The organism is Streptococcus sp. 1559 (assembly GCF_013276735.1).
GTDB classification, from domain to species: domain Bacteria; phylum Bacillota; class Bacilli; order Lactobacillales; family Streptococcaceae; genus Streptococcus; species Streptococcus pseudopneumoniae.
This window is the reverse complement of record NZ_VMLO01000029.1, coordinates 16,880-32,043: the sequence shown is the minus strand read 5'-3', so window position 1 is coordinate 32,043 and position 15,164 is coordinate 16,880. Positions and strand designations below refer to the sequence as shown.

Below are 15,164 nucleotides of genomic sequence, written 5' to 3'. Positions count from 1 at the left end.
AATGAGCATAACTAATATCCACTCGATTGGCGACATTTAACCACCTCCTTTTCTAACACGGTTATTCCAAACAGAATACAAGCCGTTAAACACAAATTCAGCCAAAACTTCCGCTCGTCTAACAAAGCGAACATTGTCAAGAGCATATTGATAGATTCTCTCAAAATCAGTCATAGCTATATCACTGGCTGTTTCAGAAAAACCTTCTCGTCTAAATTGATCTTGTACCAATCCCCAAATATAATCTCGATCATATTTTGTGACCTTTTCTACTTTTCTTCTCAAGATAGGTTGAGTATTCCTTTCTTCCTCATCCTCAATAAATAAAGAATCAGTCTCACTATATTTAGTCTCACTAACTTCAGTCTCACTAGGGGCTGAATATGAGACGGGGCCCGTTTCATTTTCAACCTGCCCTAGTCTTTTTTTAACACTAGGCCTATTTGAATTACCTACTGGGGTAGAAGACAATTCCCCTAAATAAATCTTATTAGCTAGCCTCCCTTTCTCACTTGAAGACTGTTGGACTTCATCAATTAGGTCATATTTTTTAAGAGTTTTTTTGATGGACAGTAATTTTGACTTCGAACAACCTAATAGCTTCATCAGTTTAGAATTAGAAAATACTAAATAAACCGCTCCTTCTTCATCTATCCAACCACGACTGAGAGATAATTCTAAACGATCTTTTAAAATAGAATAAGCCACCTTTACTTCTAATTTCATATCCATATATTTCTCATCCTCAAAAAGAATTTTAGGTAATTTGTAATATCGTTCTGAAGTTTGGTATTGATTTGCGGTAATTCGTTTCATAGCGCTCCTCCAAGTTCTTTGAGTATTAAATCTCCACTTGATTCCAATCGAACCAAGCCGCTTTTTTCTAATTCAGCCATAAGAGATATGGCTTCAACAATGTCAATTCCCATTTCACGTACTAAAAATGAAATGACAATATAGCGTGATGATTGTAATTCTTTTGTCATTTTTCCTCCTGAAAATAAAAAAAGGAGAACAATATTCAATTGTTCTCTCCTTAGATAAATATTTATTGTTGTATTCATTTTTCCGATGCGCAAACGACATCTACAAATACATATACATCTATGTGCCTTTTTAGGACTTTTTTGACGTCAAAATTGCCTTTATCTACAAAGACAAAATGCTTGTAAAATAGCTTAAAATCAAGGATTTTCACCCTTTTTTTCGTTGTAGCAACACTACACACTCCACGTGGTGCGTCTGCGGAAAAAGATCAACCGGCTGGACTTTCTTCAATTCATATCCCAATTCTTGGTAGAGTTTGATATCACGCGCCATGGTTGCGACATTACATGAGATATAGGCGATGCGGTTAGCTCCTGTTTGGGTACTAGCTTTGATAAAACTCTCGGTGAGTCCTTTTCTTGGTGGATCAACTAGGATAAGGCTTGGTTGAATTCCATCTTTAAGCCAATTCTTCATGGCGTTTTCAGCTGTGTCACAGACATAGTTGGCATTTGAAATATTGTTCAGTTGAGCATTCTTCTTACTATTCTCAACCGCTTCTGGAATTACTTCAACACCATAGACTTCCTTGACGTGTTTCGCAACAGAAATACCAATCGTCCCGATACCAGAATAGGCATCAATGACCACATCATCTTCTTTTAATTCAGCAAAGTCAATAGCTGTTTGATAAAGTTTTTCAGCCATTTCAGTATTGACTTGATAAAAGGCAGGGCCAGCGATTTGGTAGTCATTTCCCAACATCTGGTCAGTGATAAAATCTTGTCCATAAAGCGTACGCCATTCCTTACCAAAAATAGCATTAGTGTTCTGGTCATTGATATTTTGCATAACAGACACAATCTCTGGAAACTGCTTGATGACTTGTTCAATCAATTGGTCAACACGAAAAACTTTGGGACGAGTTGTCACCAAAATGACCATGATTTGCCCTGAATAGTGCCCACGACGCACCACAAGATTTCGAATCAAGCCAGATTGTTCCTTTTCATCATAAGGTTTCAAATCATAACGACGTAGCAAGTCACGTAGACCTACTACTACCTCATCAATCACAGAATCTTGTATAAAGAAATCTTCCAAAGGCATGAGGTCGTGGGAATTCTTACGGAAAAATCCTGTTTCCAAAACACCATTCACTCGACGAACAGGGACCTGTGCTTTGTTACGGTACTTGACTGGATTTTCCATACCTAAAGTTTCAGCAACCTCTATATCATCAATTCCAGCAATCTTATATAGACTGTCTTTGACTTGCTTGGTTTTAAACTTGAGCTGTTCTGGATAGGCAAGATGACCTAAATCCGCGATTCCTGAACGCAGGTAAGCCAAATCTAAATCTTGATTACGGTGTGGTGATTGGACAAGGTATTCTTCAACTTTCCCAAAACCAATCTTTTTATTAACCTTGAGGACACGCATAAGGATTTTTTCACTCGGTAAAGCATTCTCAACAAAAAATACCAAACCATCCACCTTGGCAACTCCTGCCCCTTCATGGGTCAAGTCAACAATCTCAACTTCTACAATATCATTTTTCTTTAACATTATTTTCTCTTTCTATTGGCCGACAAAAAAGACGGCAACGTTAGGGTTACCATCTATTATACCATGAAATTTCTTAAGAACCAAAACTCTTGAAGAAGTTGACAATGGCTTGCCAGAGGGAACTTAAGAAGTTCCCACCGTCCTCTAGCGCCTTATCAGCATCAAAGTTAAGGTTGATATTTTTAAAACTGTCGCCAGCTTGTGAAACAATACTTTGTTTAAGGTCATTTAGAGTTTTAGTGAAGTCTGTATTGCTAAGAATATCACTTTTTGAGAGATTCAAAGCAAAATTGATGATGATATTGATTTGGTTTCCTGTTATAACCTGATCAAGTTTGTAATTTTTCAAGGTATCTTCAACAATTTTACGGACATCTTCCTCTGTCAGATTTCCCTTACTTTCTTTAGCTTTGGCGAGTCCTGACTTAATATCTGCTAAGGCAACGTTTAATTTATTAGCATCATAGCCTGTTTTGTCCTTGTTTTCAGCATTGATATCGGACAAAGCCTTTAGCTCTTCTTGAGCCAAATCTTTGTTGGCTTGTGGCACCTTGGCTCCATTAGCTTCTAGCGAATAATAAATCCCTGCTAAAGCACTCTCACCTGTAACTGGAATAGGGGCTGCTACAGTGATTTTAGCATGTTCCACACCCAAGGTTACTGCTGCATTTCGGTACATATCCTGAGTCACCTTAGTGATGTTCTCTGGTGTTTCAATCTTGACCTCAAGTGGCGACTTGTCACCTAGTTTTTGAATCTTGGCTGATGAATACAATTGTAAGCTAGAGTCATTGGCCACATTCATAATCTTAGAATAGACATCAGGTGTCATGGTCTTGAGTTCTTTGGTGTCTGTTGAGGCATTGTAGCCTAGTTTTTTAAGGGTTTGATTTTTTTGATCTTCAGACAATGATGAACCTAGGACATATTCAGGTTGAACATAGGTTTCATCGATAACTTTTTGAACATCTGTTGCTGCATGGGCGCTATTCATAGCTGTTACTGCCCACAAGACCGCAGCACTGGTCAGAAAGAGTTTCTTTCTCATAGGGAATTCCCTCCTTTACCTTTTTAGAGTAATATATCTATCTTAAAGAAAACTTATAACAAAAACACCTGGATTAGCCAGATGTTGAAAAGAGAGTGAAACATTTGATGATGTAAAGGTTAAGATGAACCTGCCTAGAATAGTAATAGTTTCCTCCATTTACATAAAGTTCAGCACCGTGAAAAATGGAAATAGGGTGAATATAACTATAAGTCTTTCCAGTGGTATTACCAAGCAAGGGAGCAACAGTCTCACGAGAGTACTGTTTGGCCAGAGCCAAGGTATTTTCCTTGCCATTTTGGGCGATAAAATCGATATAGGCTGGTCCAAAATTATAGGCTTGAACAGCCGTCCAGACATCAACACCCTGCTTCTGGGCCAGATAGAGATTGTCTGTCAGAGTTTGAACGCCTTGCCGAATGCTAGAGGCGTTATCATTTATGGTGTTGGTGGAACCACTGGCAGACTCACTAGACTGCATGACGTCGCCTTCTTTTCCTTTTGTTTCGGTATAAATCATAGCGAGCACAAGCTCTTCGTTTGCTGGGGTGTCTTTTTCACTCAAGATTTCTCGCACCATGGGTTGATAGGTCATAACTTGCTTAACATCTTGGTGAATGCGGTAAGCTTTATATCCAGCAAAAAGGAAGACTGCTAGTACAAGCACTCTTCGAATTCGTTTAAACATTATTTACTTTGGATATCCTCGATATTTTTGATTAAGATAGAGTAGGTTCCATTGTCGTTTTGGATAAACTCAACAGACTCGGCGTCTTGATAGACGTTATTGGGAACGATGAGCTCAATTCCATTTGACAAGGAAAGTTTTTGATTTTCAAATTTCTTTAATTGGCGACTGGCATCAATTTCATCAAATTGAACAGGTTCTGGTACGGCTTCTTTGACTTGGTCAATAAAGCTCAAACGAGCCGTCAGATTGTTGTCAAAAAGGTCATTGGCCAGTTTCTCTGGTGACAATTCATTGCTTTCTTCTAGGTTGTTGAAAATCGCTGATTTGACCTTGGATTGAAATTGAAAATCATCTGTGTTAAAAGTCTCAGCAATGCGCTGTGCTGTTTTTTCCAATTCCTTGATAGATTTCTTAGGAGAAATCTTAGGAGCGACAGCAAGAAGATTATCTGAAAAATAGTTCAAGAAAGCCCCGTTATACTTGATTCGTTTTTCAATCAGATGGTACTTGCGACTCTGAAGATTAACCACCAAGGCCTCATCAGCCCCTGTTCCAAATCCAGGCAGGTTATTCTGAGTCAGCTTGATTGGATTATCAACTTCTCCTCCGAGGTGAGTCAAGGTCTCACGCAGGGCAATTCTCAAGAAAGCGAAATGTTCCACACCTTCTTTAGACAATTGCACAAAAATCAAGTCATTGGTCTTGAGATTTTCAGAAATGCTAAACTCCTCTTTCCAGAGATTAGCCAGTGTTACTGATGTCTCCAATAAATCGTCTGTGATGTGATTGAAGAAGGGATTTTCTTCCTCGAAAATCCCAGTCTTGGCTTCATCTGAATACACACGTTCAATTTTTTTACGCAGGTATTCTTCGATTTTTGGAGTAATATTGAGAAGCTTATCCGCTAGGAACAGCTCGGTATCATCCGGACTGAACTGGTGAATAATGGCTTTCTTAATATAAATGTCCATAAAAGTTTTAGTCCTCGTATAATGGGAAGGCATCTGTCAATTCTTTGACTGCACTTCTCACTTCTTCTAATACAGCCTCATTTTCTGCATTTTTAAGGGTTTTAATGATGAGTTCAGCCACTTTGCGACTTTCTTCTTCACCAAATCCACGTGCAGTAATGGCTGCTGCTCCGATACGAATCCCACTTGTCTTGAATGGTGACAAGGTTTCGTAAGGGATTGAATTTTTATTTAGGGTAATATTGACTTCATCCAGCAAGTTTTGAGCAACTTTTCCGTTTTCTACAACCTTAGTCACATCAACAAGGAAGAGATGGTTTTCAGTTCCACCTGAAATAATACGGAAATCAGGGTCTTGCAAGAAGACATCTGCCATAGCCTTGCTGTTCTTAATTACATTGGCAGCATATTCCTTGAAGGCTGGATCCAAAACTTCTTTGAAGGAAACTGCCTTAGCCGCCACAACATGCTCTAAAGGACCGCCCTGAATACCTGGGAAAATAGCTGAATTGATTTTTTTAGCAAGTTCTTCGTCATTGGTCAAAATCAAACCACCACGAGGTCCACGAAGGGTTTTGTGGGTCGTTGTTGTAGTGATATGAGCGTATGGTACTGGGCTTGGATGAAGGCCAGCCGCAACCAAACCAGCGATATGAGCCATATCTACCATGAGCTTAGCACCAACGGCATCTGCAATTTCACGGAATTTTGAAAAGTCGATAATTTGAGAATAGGCTGAAGCACCTGCTACGATCAATTTTGGTTTTACTTCTTGGGCTTGCTTCAATATAGCATCAAAGTCCAATAATTCCGTTTCAGGATCTACACTATAAGAAACAAAGTTGTAGGTTTGACCTGAGAAGCTAACTGGAGCTCCGTGGGTCAAGTGTCCACCTGCTGCTAAATCCATCCCCATAACGGTATCACCTGGCTCAATCAAGGCCATGTAAGCCGCACAGTTGGCTTGGCTTCCTGAGTGAGGTTGGACATTAGCAAATTTTGCACCGAAAATTTCTTTTGCGCGTTCAATAGCAAGAGTCTCTACCACGTCTACCACATCCGTTCCACCATAATAACGGCGGCCTGGGTAACCCTCGGCATATTTGTTTGTCAAGATAGACCCTTGAGCTGCCATAACAGCCTTGGAAACTACGTTTTCCGAAGCAATCAACTCGATATTATTCTGTTGGCGTTCTTCTTCTTTGGCAATAGCATTCCAGAGATCAGCATCGTATGCTTTAAAATCATCTTTGTCAAAAATCATAGGTCTTCTCCTTTTATTGTGTGACTAGTCCATTAGTTTAATTTTCTTATTAGAAAATCAAACTAAAAGATGCGAATAAACCGTTTCTGCATTTTATCACAAGTATAACCAACTTTTTCATAAAATGCATGAGCACCCAGACGATGATCGGCAGAGTTTAAGCGGATAAACCCATAACCACGTCTTTTTGCTTCTTCTTCCAACCCTTGTAATAAGCTTTTACCAATACCTTGACCTTGCGCTTGAGGTGAAACTGCTAAAGCTAAAATATTAAATCCTGCTTTAGAATAAAGTGATTCATAGACCTCAGCGTGGACATATCCAAGCAAGGCATGACTAGCTTCATTCTCATAGCCAAGTAGGAAATGATGGGAATCCTGAGATAGTCTAGCAAATTGACTAGCCGTGTCCTCTGGACTAAAAGAATAACCCAAAGCCTCTTGGTTGATCTCACATATAGCGTTCACATCAGTTTCTCTTAAATCTCTTAGCATCTCATTCCTCCTCAAAAGAAATCTCTGGCAACTGAGCAAGAATATCTTCTCGCTTAATGGCCCCTTGGCGTAAGATTTTCACCTTGTCTCCAGACAAGTCCAAAATAATCGAATCCTGTCCAGTTAGAAAAGCATCGTCTTCTAGACCCAAAACCTCTTGGTCAAAATCCTTCAGAATTTGTTCAAAGGTTACACCACTTGACTGACCTGAAATATTGGCAGACGGCCCAATCAAGGGTCCCGTCTCTCTAATCAAATCAAGCGTGATGGGATGACTAGGCATCCGAAATCCCACCGTTGCGAGACCCGAATTGACCCAATAGGGAACTCGGTCATTAGCTTCGAGAATAATGGTCAAGGGACCTGGTAAAAAGGTCTCTACAAGTTTTTGAAGATAAGTTGGCTGATTCTTTGAAAAGTGCAAGATATCCTCTAAAGAGGCAATATTGAGATTGAGTGCCTTGTCTCTGGGACGACGTTTAATCTGGTATACATGATTAACTGCTTTTTCGTCTAGAGCCTTGGCAAAAAGACCATAAACAGTCTCTGTAGGCAGAACAACAGCTCCACCCTTTTCCAACTCTTGCCTAATCCTGTCCATCATCAACCACAACCATCCTATCTTGACCAAATTGATCCTTAAGCGTTCTTACACGTTTTTCAGGAAGATGCTTCCTAAAAAGTTCAGGAACACTTTGACCTTGCTTGTATCCAATTTCAAGGTAAATCTTACCACCATCTTTGAGATAGTCTTTTGCATCTTCCGCAATTCTACGGTAAATAGCTAGGCCATCCTCGTCTGCAAAGAGAGCTAGATGAGGCTCCGAATGCAAAACATTCAAGCCAACCTCTGACTCATCTTCACGAGAGATATAGGGTGGATTGGAAACAATTATATCATATTTTTCAGAAATTTCTGTAAAACAGTCAGATTTTTTTAAAAATATTTGAAGATTTTGATTTTTAGCATTTTCGTTAGCTAAATCTAAAGCATCTTGGGAAATATCTGCTGCTGTCACTGACCAATCTGGTCTATTTTTTGCTAGAGCGAGAGCAATAGCTCCACTACCTGTCCCGATATCTAGGACCTTAAGATTTTCTTCAGAATTTTCAGCCAGGATAAGCTCGACTAATTCCTCTGTCTCTGGACGGGGAATCAAAACCCGCTCATCAACTTTTAACTGCATTCCATAAAAATCTGCCTGTCCGATGATATACTGTGCTGGTTTATGATCTACTAACTGTTGAAAAATTCCTTTTACAAATTGTTTTTCTTCCTCTGTTACCTCTTTCTGGAGGGCAAAAACAAAATCTGTGAAAGGAAGATTTTTCAGGCCACGATAGACAAAAGAGAGGCTTTCAGCTTCCTCTCCTTGTCTTATCAACTCTTCTTCAAAATCTGAAAATAATTGAGCTAATATCATTATTTATTTAATTCTTCTAATTTTTGTGTTTGGTCATAGAGCACCAAAGCATCCACAACCTCATCCAATTTACCAGACAAAATAGTATCTAGTTTTTGGAGAGTCAAGCCGATACGGTGGTCTGTGACACGGTTTTGTGGGAAGTTATAAGTACGAATACGTTCTGAACGGTCACCAGTACCGATTGTTGATTTACGCTCAGCGTCTTGTTCATCCTGAGCAATTTGTGCAAAGTGGTCAGCAACACGCGCACGGATGATTTTCATGGCTTTCTCACGGTTCTTCTGCTGGGTACGTTCTTCCTGCATCTCAACTTTAATATTGGTTGGCAAGTGAACGATACGAACGGCTGTCGCAACCTTGTTGACGTTCTGTCCACCAGCACCAGAGGCGTGATAGATGTCGACACGAAGGTCTTTTGGATCAATGTCGTATTCAACCTCTTCAACTTCTGGCATAACAAGAACTGTCGCTGTCGAAGTATGAACACGGCCTTGGCTTTCTGTCACAGGGACACGTTGCACACGGTGGGCACCTGATTCGTACTTGAGTTTAGAGTAAACCGACTGACCAGAAACCATAGCAACCACTTCTTTAAAACCACCGACACCGTTCATAGAGGCTTCCATGACTTCAAAGCGCCAACCTTGGGCTTCCGCATACTTTTGGTACATAGTTAGCAAATCTCCAGCGAAAAGTGCCGCTTCGTCTCCACCAGCTGCTCCACGGATTTCAAGGATGATATTCTTGTCATCGTTTGGATCCTTTGGAAGGAGCAAAATTTTCAGTTTTTCTTCATATTCTTCTTTTTCAGCCTTGGCATCTTTGAGTTCTTGCTTGGCCATTTCTTCCAAGTCCGCATCTCCGCCTGATTCCTTAATCATCTCTTCGGCATCGACGATATTTTGAAGGACTTGTTTATACTCACGGTAGGCTATTACGGTGTCACGATTGGAAGCTTCTTCTTTTGAAAGCTCCATAAAACGCTTGGTGTCTGAAACGACATCAGGGTCACTCAGCAATTCTCCTAGTTCTTCATAACGGTCTTCTACAGCTTGTAGTTGATCATAGATGTTCATTTTTCTTCATTCTCCTTATTGATTTCAGGGGCAAAATAATGTTTACGGCAAACCGAGATATAGGTTTCATTACCACCAATCTGGATCTGTTCTCCATCGTAAACGGGCAGTCCATCCTGTGTTCGCAACACCATGGTCGCCTTTTTCTTGCAATACTGACAGATGGTCTTGATTTCGTCAATCTTGTCTGCTAAAAGCAAGAGATATTTGGAACCTTCGAACAATTCATTGCGAAAGTCATTTTTCAAGCCAAAAGCCATGACGGGTATGTCTAACTCGTCCACAACACGAGCTAGGTCGTAAACATGGTGGCGTTTAAGAAACTGGGCTTCATCGACCAAAACACAATAAGGTTTTTCTGGTAGGTCTCGGATATAGCCAAAGATATCCGTTGTTTCCTCAATCGCAAGGGCAGGGCGTTTCATGCCAATTCGACTCGACACATAGCCAACACCGTCACGCGTATCCAGAGCCGAGGTCATAATGACAACACCTTTTCCTTGCTCCTCGTAGTTATAGGCCACTTTGAGAATCTCAATCGTTTTACCAGAGTTCATGGTCCCATAACGATAATACAACTGTGCCATGTTTCTTGCTTCACGTCCATTTCTAAATTTTTGCTACATTCTAGTATATCATAATTTTCTGAAGCTTTAAACGGCAAAATGTGGTAAAATGGAAGAAATCAAAACTAGTGGAGGAAGCTATTATGCCATTTGTACGCATCGATTTATTTGAAGGACGCACGCTCGAGCAAAAGAAAGCTCTTGCTAAGGAAGTAACGGAAGCAGTTGTCCGCAACACTGGAGCCCCTCAATCTGCTGTCCATGTCATCATCAACGACATGCCAGAAGGAACTTACTTCCCACAAGGGGAAATGCGTACTAAATAAGCTAGCTTAAGCAGAATTGCTTAGGCTTTTTCAATCTCCAAGTAGCATCCATTGAAGAAATAGTTCAAATTTGTTACAATTTGAAAAGAGACTTGGAAAAATTTCCAAGAAAAGAGTTATTGATTAAAGGAAACATTATGATTACACGAGAATTTGATACCATCGCTGCTATCTCTACTCCACTAGGTGAAGGGGCTATTGGTATTGTCCGCTTGAGCGGAACAGAAAGTTTTGCTATTGCGCAAAAGATTTTTAAAGGAAAATACTTGAGTCAGGTTGCTAGCCATACACTTAACTACGGTCACATCGTTGACCCTCAAAATGGTAAGGTCATGGACGAGGTTATGGTTGGAGCCATGAAGTCTCCAAAAACCTTCACTCGTGAAGATATTATCGAGATTAACACTCACGGTGGGATTGCGGTGACCAATGAGATTCTCCAGCTAGCTATCCGTGAAGGAGCTCGGTTGGCAGAACCTGGTGAATTTACCAAACGTGCCTTCCTAAATGGACGTGTTGACTTGACTCAGGCTGAAGCCGTTGTGGACATCATCCGTGCTAAGACAGACAAGGCTATGAACATTGCAGTTAAACAATTAGACGGCTCACTTTCTGACCTTATTAACAATATCCGTCAAGAAATCCTTAACACACTTGCCCAAGTCGAGGTCAATATCGACTATCCTGAGTATGACGATGTTGAAGAAGCGACTACTGCTGTGGTCCGAGAAAAGACAATGGAGTTTGAACAATTACTAACCAATCTCCTTAGAACAGCCCGTCGCGGTAAAATCCTTCGTGAAGGAATTTCCACTGCCATCATCGGACGCCCCAACGTTGGGAAATCAAGCCTTCTCAACAACCTCTTACGTGAAGATAAGGCAATCGTAACCGATATTGCTGGTACGACACGTGATGTCATTGAAGAATACGTCAACATCAACGGTGTTCCCCTAAAATTGATTGACACAGCTGGTATTCGTGAAACGGATGATATCGTTGAACAAATCGGTGTCGAGCGTTCGAAAAAAGCCCTCAAGGAAGCTGACCTAGTACTACTAGTGTTAAATGCTAGTGAACCACTAACCGCCCAAGACCGCCAACTCCTAGAAATCAGCCAAGAAACCAACCGAATTATTCTCCTTAACAAAACTGACCTGCCAGAAGTTATTGAAACCTCTGAACTTCCAGAAGATGTCATTCGCATTTCAGTCCTTAAAAATCAAAATATCGATAAGATTGAAGAGCGAATCAACAACCTCTTCTTTGAAAATGCTGGTTTGGTTGAGCAAGATGCTACTTACTTGTCAAATGCCCGTCACATTTCCTTGATTGAGAAGGCCGTTGAAAGTTTGCAAGCTGTTAATGAAGGTCTTGAACTGGGGATGCCTGTTGACTTGCTTCAAGTTGACTTGACCCGTACTTGGGAAATCCTCGGAGAAATCACTGGAGATGCGGCTCCTGATGAACTCATTACCCAACTTTTTAGCCAATTCTGTTTAGGAAAATAAGAAAAATCCATGATCCTTCATTCGGTCATGGATTTTATTGTCTTATTAGTAATCTGGTCTTAAGACACCTGTTACAGTTGCCTTGGTCGCTTCGTAGTCGCCATCTACGACGACTTTGATAATGCGTTTGGCATCTTCTTCTGGTGCTGGAACTAGAGGTAATCGAGTTGGGCCAGCTTCAAATCCCATATAGTTCAAAACTGCCTTAACTGGAGCAGGACTTGGATAAGAGAAGAGGGCATTGACTTTAGGAATGAATTTACGCTGAATAGCTGCAGCTTTCTTCATATCACTTTCTGCAATAGCAGTAAACATCTCGTGCATTTCATCCCCATTTGTATGGGATGCAACAGAAATAACCCCATCCGCACCAAGGTTCATGGCATGGAAAGCATCTCCATCCTCACCTGTATAAATCAAGAATTCTTCAGGCTTGTGCTCAATTAAGTAAGCCATATTGGCCAAGCTGGTACATTCTTTGACACCAATAATATTTGGATGATCAGCCAAACGAAGCATGGTTTCTGGAGTCAATTCGACAACCACACGACCTGGAATGTTATAGATAATAATAGGCAGGTCAGAAGCATCTGCAATGGCCTTAAAGTGCTGATACATTCCTTCTTGAGAAGGTTTATTGTAGTAAGGTACAATAGCAAGCCCAGCAGCAAAACCGCCGAATTCCGCGACTTCTTTGACAAACTCGATAGAGTCACGCGTATCATTGGTACCAACACCCGCAATCAAAGGAACGCGTCCATTGACAATCTTTTGTACAGCCGCAAACAACTCCAACTCTTCATCGTGAGTCAAGGTTGGACTCTCAGCAGTGGTCCCTGCGAGAAGAATTCCATCCGTATGATGAGCCAACAAATGCTCAATCAAGGCTGGAATAGCATCAAAGTTGATGGAACCATCCTGATGGAAGGGGGTAATAAAGGCTGTGATGATTTTACACTCTTTTAAATCTTGATAAGACATGAAAACACCTCTCTATTTCAAAGAAGGAGTTCATCTGAACTCCTAAACGATATGACTATTTTAATTCAAATTTCAATTCAGCTGTTGGACGAACCAAGCCACGTTCATGAAGAGTTTCAGCAATCTGAACTGAGTTCCAAGCAGCACCTTTGAGCAGGTTGTCTGAAACAACCCACATGTGGATTCCTTTTTCAGCATCCAAGTCTTTACGGATACGACCAACAAAGGTATCACGCGAACCAACTGCATTGATAGCTTGAGGATAAATTTGATGAGCTACATCATCTTCAAGAACAGCACCCGGGAAGGCTGCGATAGCTGCTTTGACTTCTTCGATTGGAGCCACTTCTTTTGTTTCGATATAAACAGACTCAGAGTGAGCTGATAAGACTGGAATACGAACACATGTTGCTGAAACGGCAATACTATCATCTTCCATGATTTTCTTAGTTTCCTTAGTCATCTTCATCTCTTCATAAGTGTAATCATTGTCAGTGAAGACATCAATTTGTGGAAGAGCATTGAAGGCGATAGGATAATGTTTCTTGTCACCACCTGAAGGCAAGATTTCGGCATGCAAATCACGTGGGGTTACACCATCATTCAAGACTTCACGAAGTTCACGTTGTGTCTCAAGAATTGCTCCCATACCAGCACCTGAAACTGCTTGGTAAGTTGAAACAATGATACGGTCCAAGCCCCATTTTTGGCGAACTGGCTCAAGAGCCACCATCATTTGAATTGTTGAACAGTTAGGGCAGGCAATGATCCCATTGTGGGCATCAAGTGCGTGAGCATTGACCTCTGGAACAACCAAAGGAACGTCTGGATTTTGACGGAAGTAAGATGTATTATCTACTACTACCGCTCCAGCTTTCACTGCGTATGGTGCATACTTAGCTGATGTAGAACCACCTGCTGAAAAGAGAGCAATATCAACTCCTTCAAAAGCTGTTTCAGTCGTTTCTTCAATCGTAATATCTTGATCTTTAAATTTCAAAGTCTTGCCTGCTGAACGTGCAGAAGCAAGTAAACGAATTTTATCGATTGGAAGTGTTGATTCTTCCAACATTTTTATCATCTGAGCACCGACAGCACCTGTCGCGCCGACTACAGCAACTGTATATCCCATAAATAACCTCTTTCGGAATTTTCTAAAAATTTCTATAATAGAAGTATTATACTACTTTTTCCATGAATTGCAAAGCTTTTTCATCATTTTTTGGAAAATAAAAATCCCCAGTCGTTAGACTAGGGACTAAGAGGCATCTTCATGTGATGAGCAGGTTCACACAACTCATCAAGGTCCGCTCCTGCGTTATGACCTCCTTATGCTCAATAGTAGTCCGAAGACTACCTATCGACTCATCGCATATTCTATATTACTAGAGATACTTGATTTTGTCAATAAGAAATTTTTTCGATCGAGTATAACAAAAAACTCTCGTATTCAAGAGTTTCCCTATACATATCATGCTAATTGCCGGGATTGAACCGGCGACCTCATCCTTACCATGGATGCGCTCTGCCAACTGAGCTAAATCAGCTTACTTAAGTAAGTATACTATAATCAGAAAAACTTGTCAAGTTTTCTTAGAAATTTTCCATAAGAAAAAGCCAGGTAAAGGCTACCTAGCTTGTCCTGTTCTATTTGCTTAAATCGATTCGACGACCAATTTTACCAATGATAATCGCTCCAATAATCAATGAGGCAAATTCACCAATTCCTGTTGTAAACCAAGTAAGGAAAAATGGTAATTCTGCTACAATATTTAACTCTGCAGCGATGGTAAACATGGAAATTGAAAAGAGGATTGAAAAGAAGAAATGATCTTTTCGAATCAATCCGTTAAAGAGGTAATCCTTGCTATATTTTGCAAAAAGCCAAACACCTAAACTGAGGAATACCAAGGTTGATCCGCCACCAACAAAGACATCTAGTAGTCCGAAGCTAAAGAAATTAGCAATCATACAACCGATAGTAACTCCGATGATGTACTTGGGATTGTAAAAAGCCATAAAGTTCATCATTTCTGAAATACGAAACTGATAAGCACCATAGCTGATGGCATTTAGGGGCGGTGTGACAGTCAAAACGACATAAATAGCAGCAACGATTGCAATATCTGCAACATCACGAATAGTTAATTTTTTCATTTTTTCTCCTTTGGCGGTTATCCGCGTGTAATATGCTTGGTGAAAGAAGCTAAGCACCAAGGGTTGCTTTATTCAACCTTACTAGTATAGCACAAT

General features: G+C 40.5%; 17 protein-coding genes, 1 tRNA gene and 1 riboswitch. Of the genes, 2 read left to right on the top strand and 16 right to left on the bottom strand.

Annotation, left to right across the window (positions count from 1 at the left end; all coding sequences use genetic code 11):
• Nucleotides 1–36: 36 nt before the first annotated feature.
• The 12 genes from HT688_RS04795 to HT688_RS04740 form a co-directional block, all read right to left on the bottom strand.
• A complete protein-coding gene (locus HT688_RS04795) occupies nt 37–816 on the bottom strand; it encodes a replication initiator protein A (protein WP_172923597.1) in 780 nt (259 codons plus the stop codon).
• Entirely contained in the window at nt 813–986 is a 174-nt protein-coding gene (locus HT688_RS04790) for a hypothetical protein (RefSeq protein ID WP_000159607.1), read from the bottom strand. Before HT688_RS04790 ends, HT688_RS04795 begins: the two co-directional genes overlap by 4 nt.
• 208 nt (nt 987–1,194) lie before the next feature.
• Nucleotides 1,195–2,556, bottom strand: a complete 1,362-nt coding sequence (rlmD, locus tag HT688_RS04785) for a 23S rRNA (uracil(1939)-C(5))-methyltransferase RlmD (RefSeq protein ID WP_057487439.1) — start codon at nt 2,554–2,556, stop codon at nt 1,195–1,197.
• Between the two features lie 73 nt (nt 2,557–2,629).
• On the bottom strand, nt 2,630–3,604 hold the full coding sequence (locus HT688_RS04780) for a DUF1002 domain-containing protein (RefSeq protein ID WP_001227752.1): 975 nt from the start codon (nt 3,602–3,604) through the stop codon (nt 2,630–2,632).
• A gap of 73 nt (nt 3,605–3,677) precedes the next feature.
• Entirely contained in the window at nt 3,678–4,292 is a 615-nt protein-coding gene (gene pmp23 / locus HT688_RS04775; RefSeq protein WP_000476369.1) for a cell wall hydrolase Pmp23, read from the bottom strand.
• Nucleotides 4,292–5,266, bottom strand: coding sequence for a nucleoid-associated protein (locus tag HT688_RS04770; RefSeq protein WP_031222414.1), 975 nt, complete (start codon nt 5,264–5,266; stop codon nt 4,292–4,294). Before HT688_RS04770 ends, pmp23 begins: the two co-directional genes overlap by 1 nt.
• Before the next feature lie 7 nt (nt 5,267–5,273).
• A complete protein-coding gene (gene glyA / locus HT688_RS04765) occupies nt 5,274–6,530 on the bottom strand; it encodes a serine hydroxymethyltransferase (protein WP_023938113.1) in 1,257 nt (418 codons plus the stop codon).
• Between the two features lie 62 nt (nt 6,531–6,592).
• Nucleotides 6,593–7,024, bottom strand: coding sequence for a GNAT family N-acetyltransferase (locus HT688_RS04760; protein WP_000942969.1), 432 nt, complete (start codon nt 7,022–7,024; stop codon nt 6,593–6,595).
• Between the two features lies 1 nt (nt 7,025).
• Nucleotides 7,026–7,628, bottom strand: a complete 603-nt coding sequence (locus HT688_RS04755) for an L-threonylcarbamoyladenylate synthase (RefSeq protein ID WP_172923596.1) — start codon at nt 7,626–7,628, stop codon at nt 7,026–7,028.
• Nucleotides 7,612–8,448 (bottom strand): peptide chain release factor N(5)-glutamine methyltransferase, encoded by an 837-nt coding sequence (gene prmC / locus HT688_RS04750; RefSeq protein WP_000599420.1) that lies wholly within the window; start codon nt 8,446–8,448, stop codon nt 7,612–7,614. Before prmC ends, HT688_RS04755 begins: the two co-directional genes overlap by 17 nt.
• A complete protein-coding gene (prfA, locus tag HT688_RS04745; protein ID WP_001028801.1) occupies nt 8,448–9,527 on the bottom strand; it encodes a peptide chain release factor 1 in 1,080 nt (359 codons plus the stop codon). Before prfA ends, prmC begins: the two co-directional genes overlap by 1 nt.
• Nucleotides 9,524–10,114, bottom strand: coding sequence for a thymidine kinase (locus HT688_RS04740; protein WP_000068143.1), 591 nt, complete (start codon nt 10,112–10,114; stop codon nt 9,524–9,526). The genes prfA and HT688_RS04740 overlap by 4 nt, the downstream gene beginning before the upstream one ends.
• Nucleotides 10,115–10,236: 122 nt before the next feature.
• Between HT688_RS04740 and HT688_RS04735 the strand changes: the two genes are divergently transcribed.
• Together HT688_RS04735 and mnmE are read left to right on the top strand one after the other, a co-directional pair.
• Nucleotides 10,237–10,419, top strand: coding sequence for a 4-oxalocrotonate tautomerase (locus HT688_RS04735; RefSeq protein WP_001117401.1), 183 nt, complete (start codon nt 10,237–10,239; stop codon nt 10,417–10,419).
• Nucleotides 10,420–10,556: 137 nt separating this feature from the next.
• Nucleotides 10,557–11,930: a tRNA uridine-5-carboxymethylaminomethyl(34) synthesis GTPase MnmE gene (gene mnmE, locus HT688_RS04730; RefSeq protein WP_172923595.1), complete on the top strand. Its 1,374-nt coding sequence runs from the start codon at nt 10,557–10,559 to the stop codon at nt 11,928–11,930.
• A 45-nt stretch (nt 11,931–11,975) separates the two neighbouring features.
• Here the strand turns inward: mnmE and dapA are convergent, their stop codons facing one another.
• From dapA to HT688_RS04710, 4 genes are all read right to left on the bottom strand, one after another.
• The gene (gene dapA, locus HT688_RS04725; protein WP_023935945.1) at nt 11,976–12,911 is read right to left on the bottom strand and encodes a 4-hydroxy-tetrahydrodipicolinate synthase; all 936 of its coding nucleotides are present in this window, start codon (nt 12,909–12,911) and stop codon (nt 11,976–11,978) included.
• A 55-nt stretch (nt 12,912–12,966) separates the two neighbouring features.
• Entirely contained in the window at nt 12,967–14,043 is a 1,077-nt protein-coding gene (locus tag HT688_RS04720; RefSeq protein ID WP_000542464.1) for an aspartate-semialdehyde dehydrogenase, read from the bottom strand.
• A gap of 342 nt (nt 14,044–14,385) precedes the next feature.
• Nucleotides 14,386–14,458 (bottom strand) — tRNA-Thr (locus HT688_RS04715).
• Nucleotides 14,459–14,558: 100 nt separating this feature from the next.
• On the bottom strand, nt 14,559–15,068 hold the full coding sequence (locus HT688_RS04710) for a QueT transporter family protein (protein WP_000737071.1): 510 nt from the start codon (nt 15,066–15,068) through the stop codon (nt 14,559–14,561).
• Nucleotides 15,066–15,162: riboswitch (PreQ1 riboswitch) on the bottom strand. It overlaps the preceding gene by 3 nt.
• Nucleotides 15,163–15,164 lie beyond the last annotated feature (2 nt).

What these genes read in the sequence shown, in the direction of transcription:
- HT688_RS04795 (WP_172923597.1), bottom strand. Translation starts at nt 816, where the DNA reads ATGAAACGAATTACCGCAAATCAATACCAAACTTCAGAACGATATTAC.
- HT688_RS04790 (WP_000159607.1), bottom strand. Translation starts at nt 986, where the DNA reads ATGACAAAAGAATTACAATCATCACGCTATATTGTCATTTCATTTTTA.
- rlmD (WP_057487439.1), bottom strand. Translation starts at nt 2,556, where the DNA reads ATGTTAAAGAAAAATGATATTGTAGAAGTTGAGATTGTTGACTTGACC.
- HT688_RS04780 (WP_001227752.1), bottom strand. Translation starts at nt 3,604, where the DNA reads ATGAGAAAGAAACTCTTTCTGACCAGTGCTGCGGTCTTGTGGGCAGTA.
- pmp23 (WP_000476369.1), bottom strand. Translation starts at nt 4,292, where the DNA reads ATGTTTAAACGAATTCGAAGAGTGCTTGTACTAGCAGTCTTCCTTTTT.
- HT688_RS04770 (WP_031222414.1), bottom strand. Translation starts at nt 5,266, where the DNA reads ATGGACATTTATATTAAGAAAGCCATTATTCACCAGTTCAGTCCGGAT.
- glyA (WP_023938113.1), bottom strand. Translation starts at nt 6,530, where the DNA reads ATGATTTTTGACAAAGATGATTTTAAAGCATACGATGCTGATCTCTGG.
- HT688_RS04760 (WP_000942969.1), bottom strand. Translation starts at nt 7,024, where the DNA reads ATGCTAAGAGATTTAAGAGAAACTGATGTGAACGCTATATGTGAGATC.
- HT688_RS04755 (WP_172923596.1), bottom strand. Translation starts at nt 7,628, where the DNA reads ATGATGGACAGGATTAGGCAAGAGTTGGAAAAGGGTGGAGCTGTTGTT.
- prmC (WP_000599420.1), bottom strand. Translation starts at nt 8,448, where the DNA reads ATGATATTAGCTCAATTATTTTCAGATTTTGAAGAAGAGTTGATAAGA.
- prfA (WP_001028801.1), bottom strand. Translation starts at nt 9,527, where the DNA reads ATGAACATCTATGATCAACTACAAGCTGTAGAAGACCGTTATGAAGAA.
- HT688_RS04740 (WP_000068143.1), bottom strand. Translation starts at nt 10,114, where the DNA reads ATGGCACAGTTGTATTATCGTTATGGGACCATGAACTCTGGTAAAACG.
- HT688_RS04735 (WP_001117401.1), top strand. Translation starts at nt 10,237, where the DNA reads ATGCCATTTGTACGCATCGATTTATTTGAAGGACGCACGCTCGAGCAA.
- mnmE (WP_172923595.1), top strand. Translation starts at nt 10,557, where the DNA reads ATGATTACACGAGAATTTGATACCATCGCTGCTATCTCTACTCCACTA.
- dapA (WP_023935945.1), bottom strand. Translation starts at nt 12,911, where the DNA reads ATGTCTTATCAAGATTTAAAAGAGTGTAAAATCATCACAGCCTTTATT.
- HT688_RS04720 (WP_000542464.1), bottom strand. Translation starts at nt 14,043, where the DNA reads ATGGGATATACAGTTGCTGTAGTCGGCGCGACAGGTGCTGTCGGTGCT.
- HT688_RS04710 (WP_000737071.1), bottom strand. Translation starts at nt 15,068, where the DNA reads ATGAAAAAATTAACTATTCGTGATGTTGCAGATATTGCAATCGTTGCT.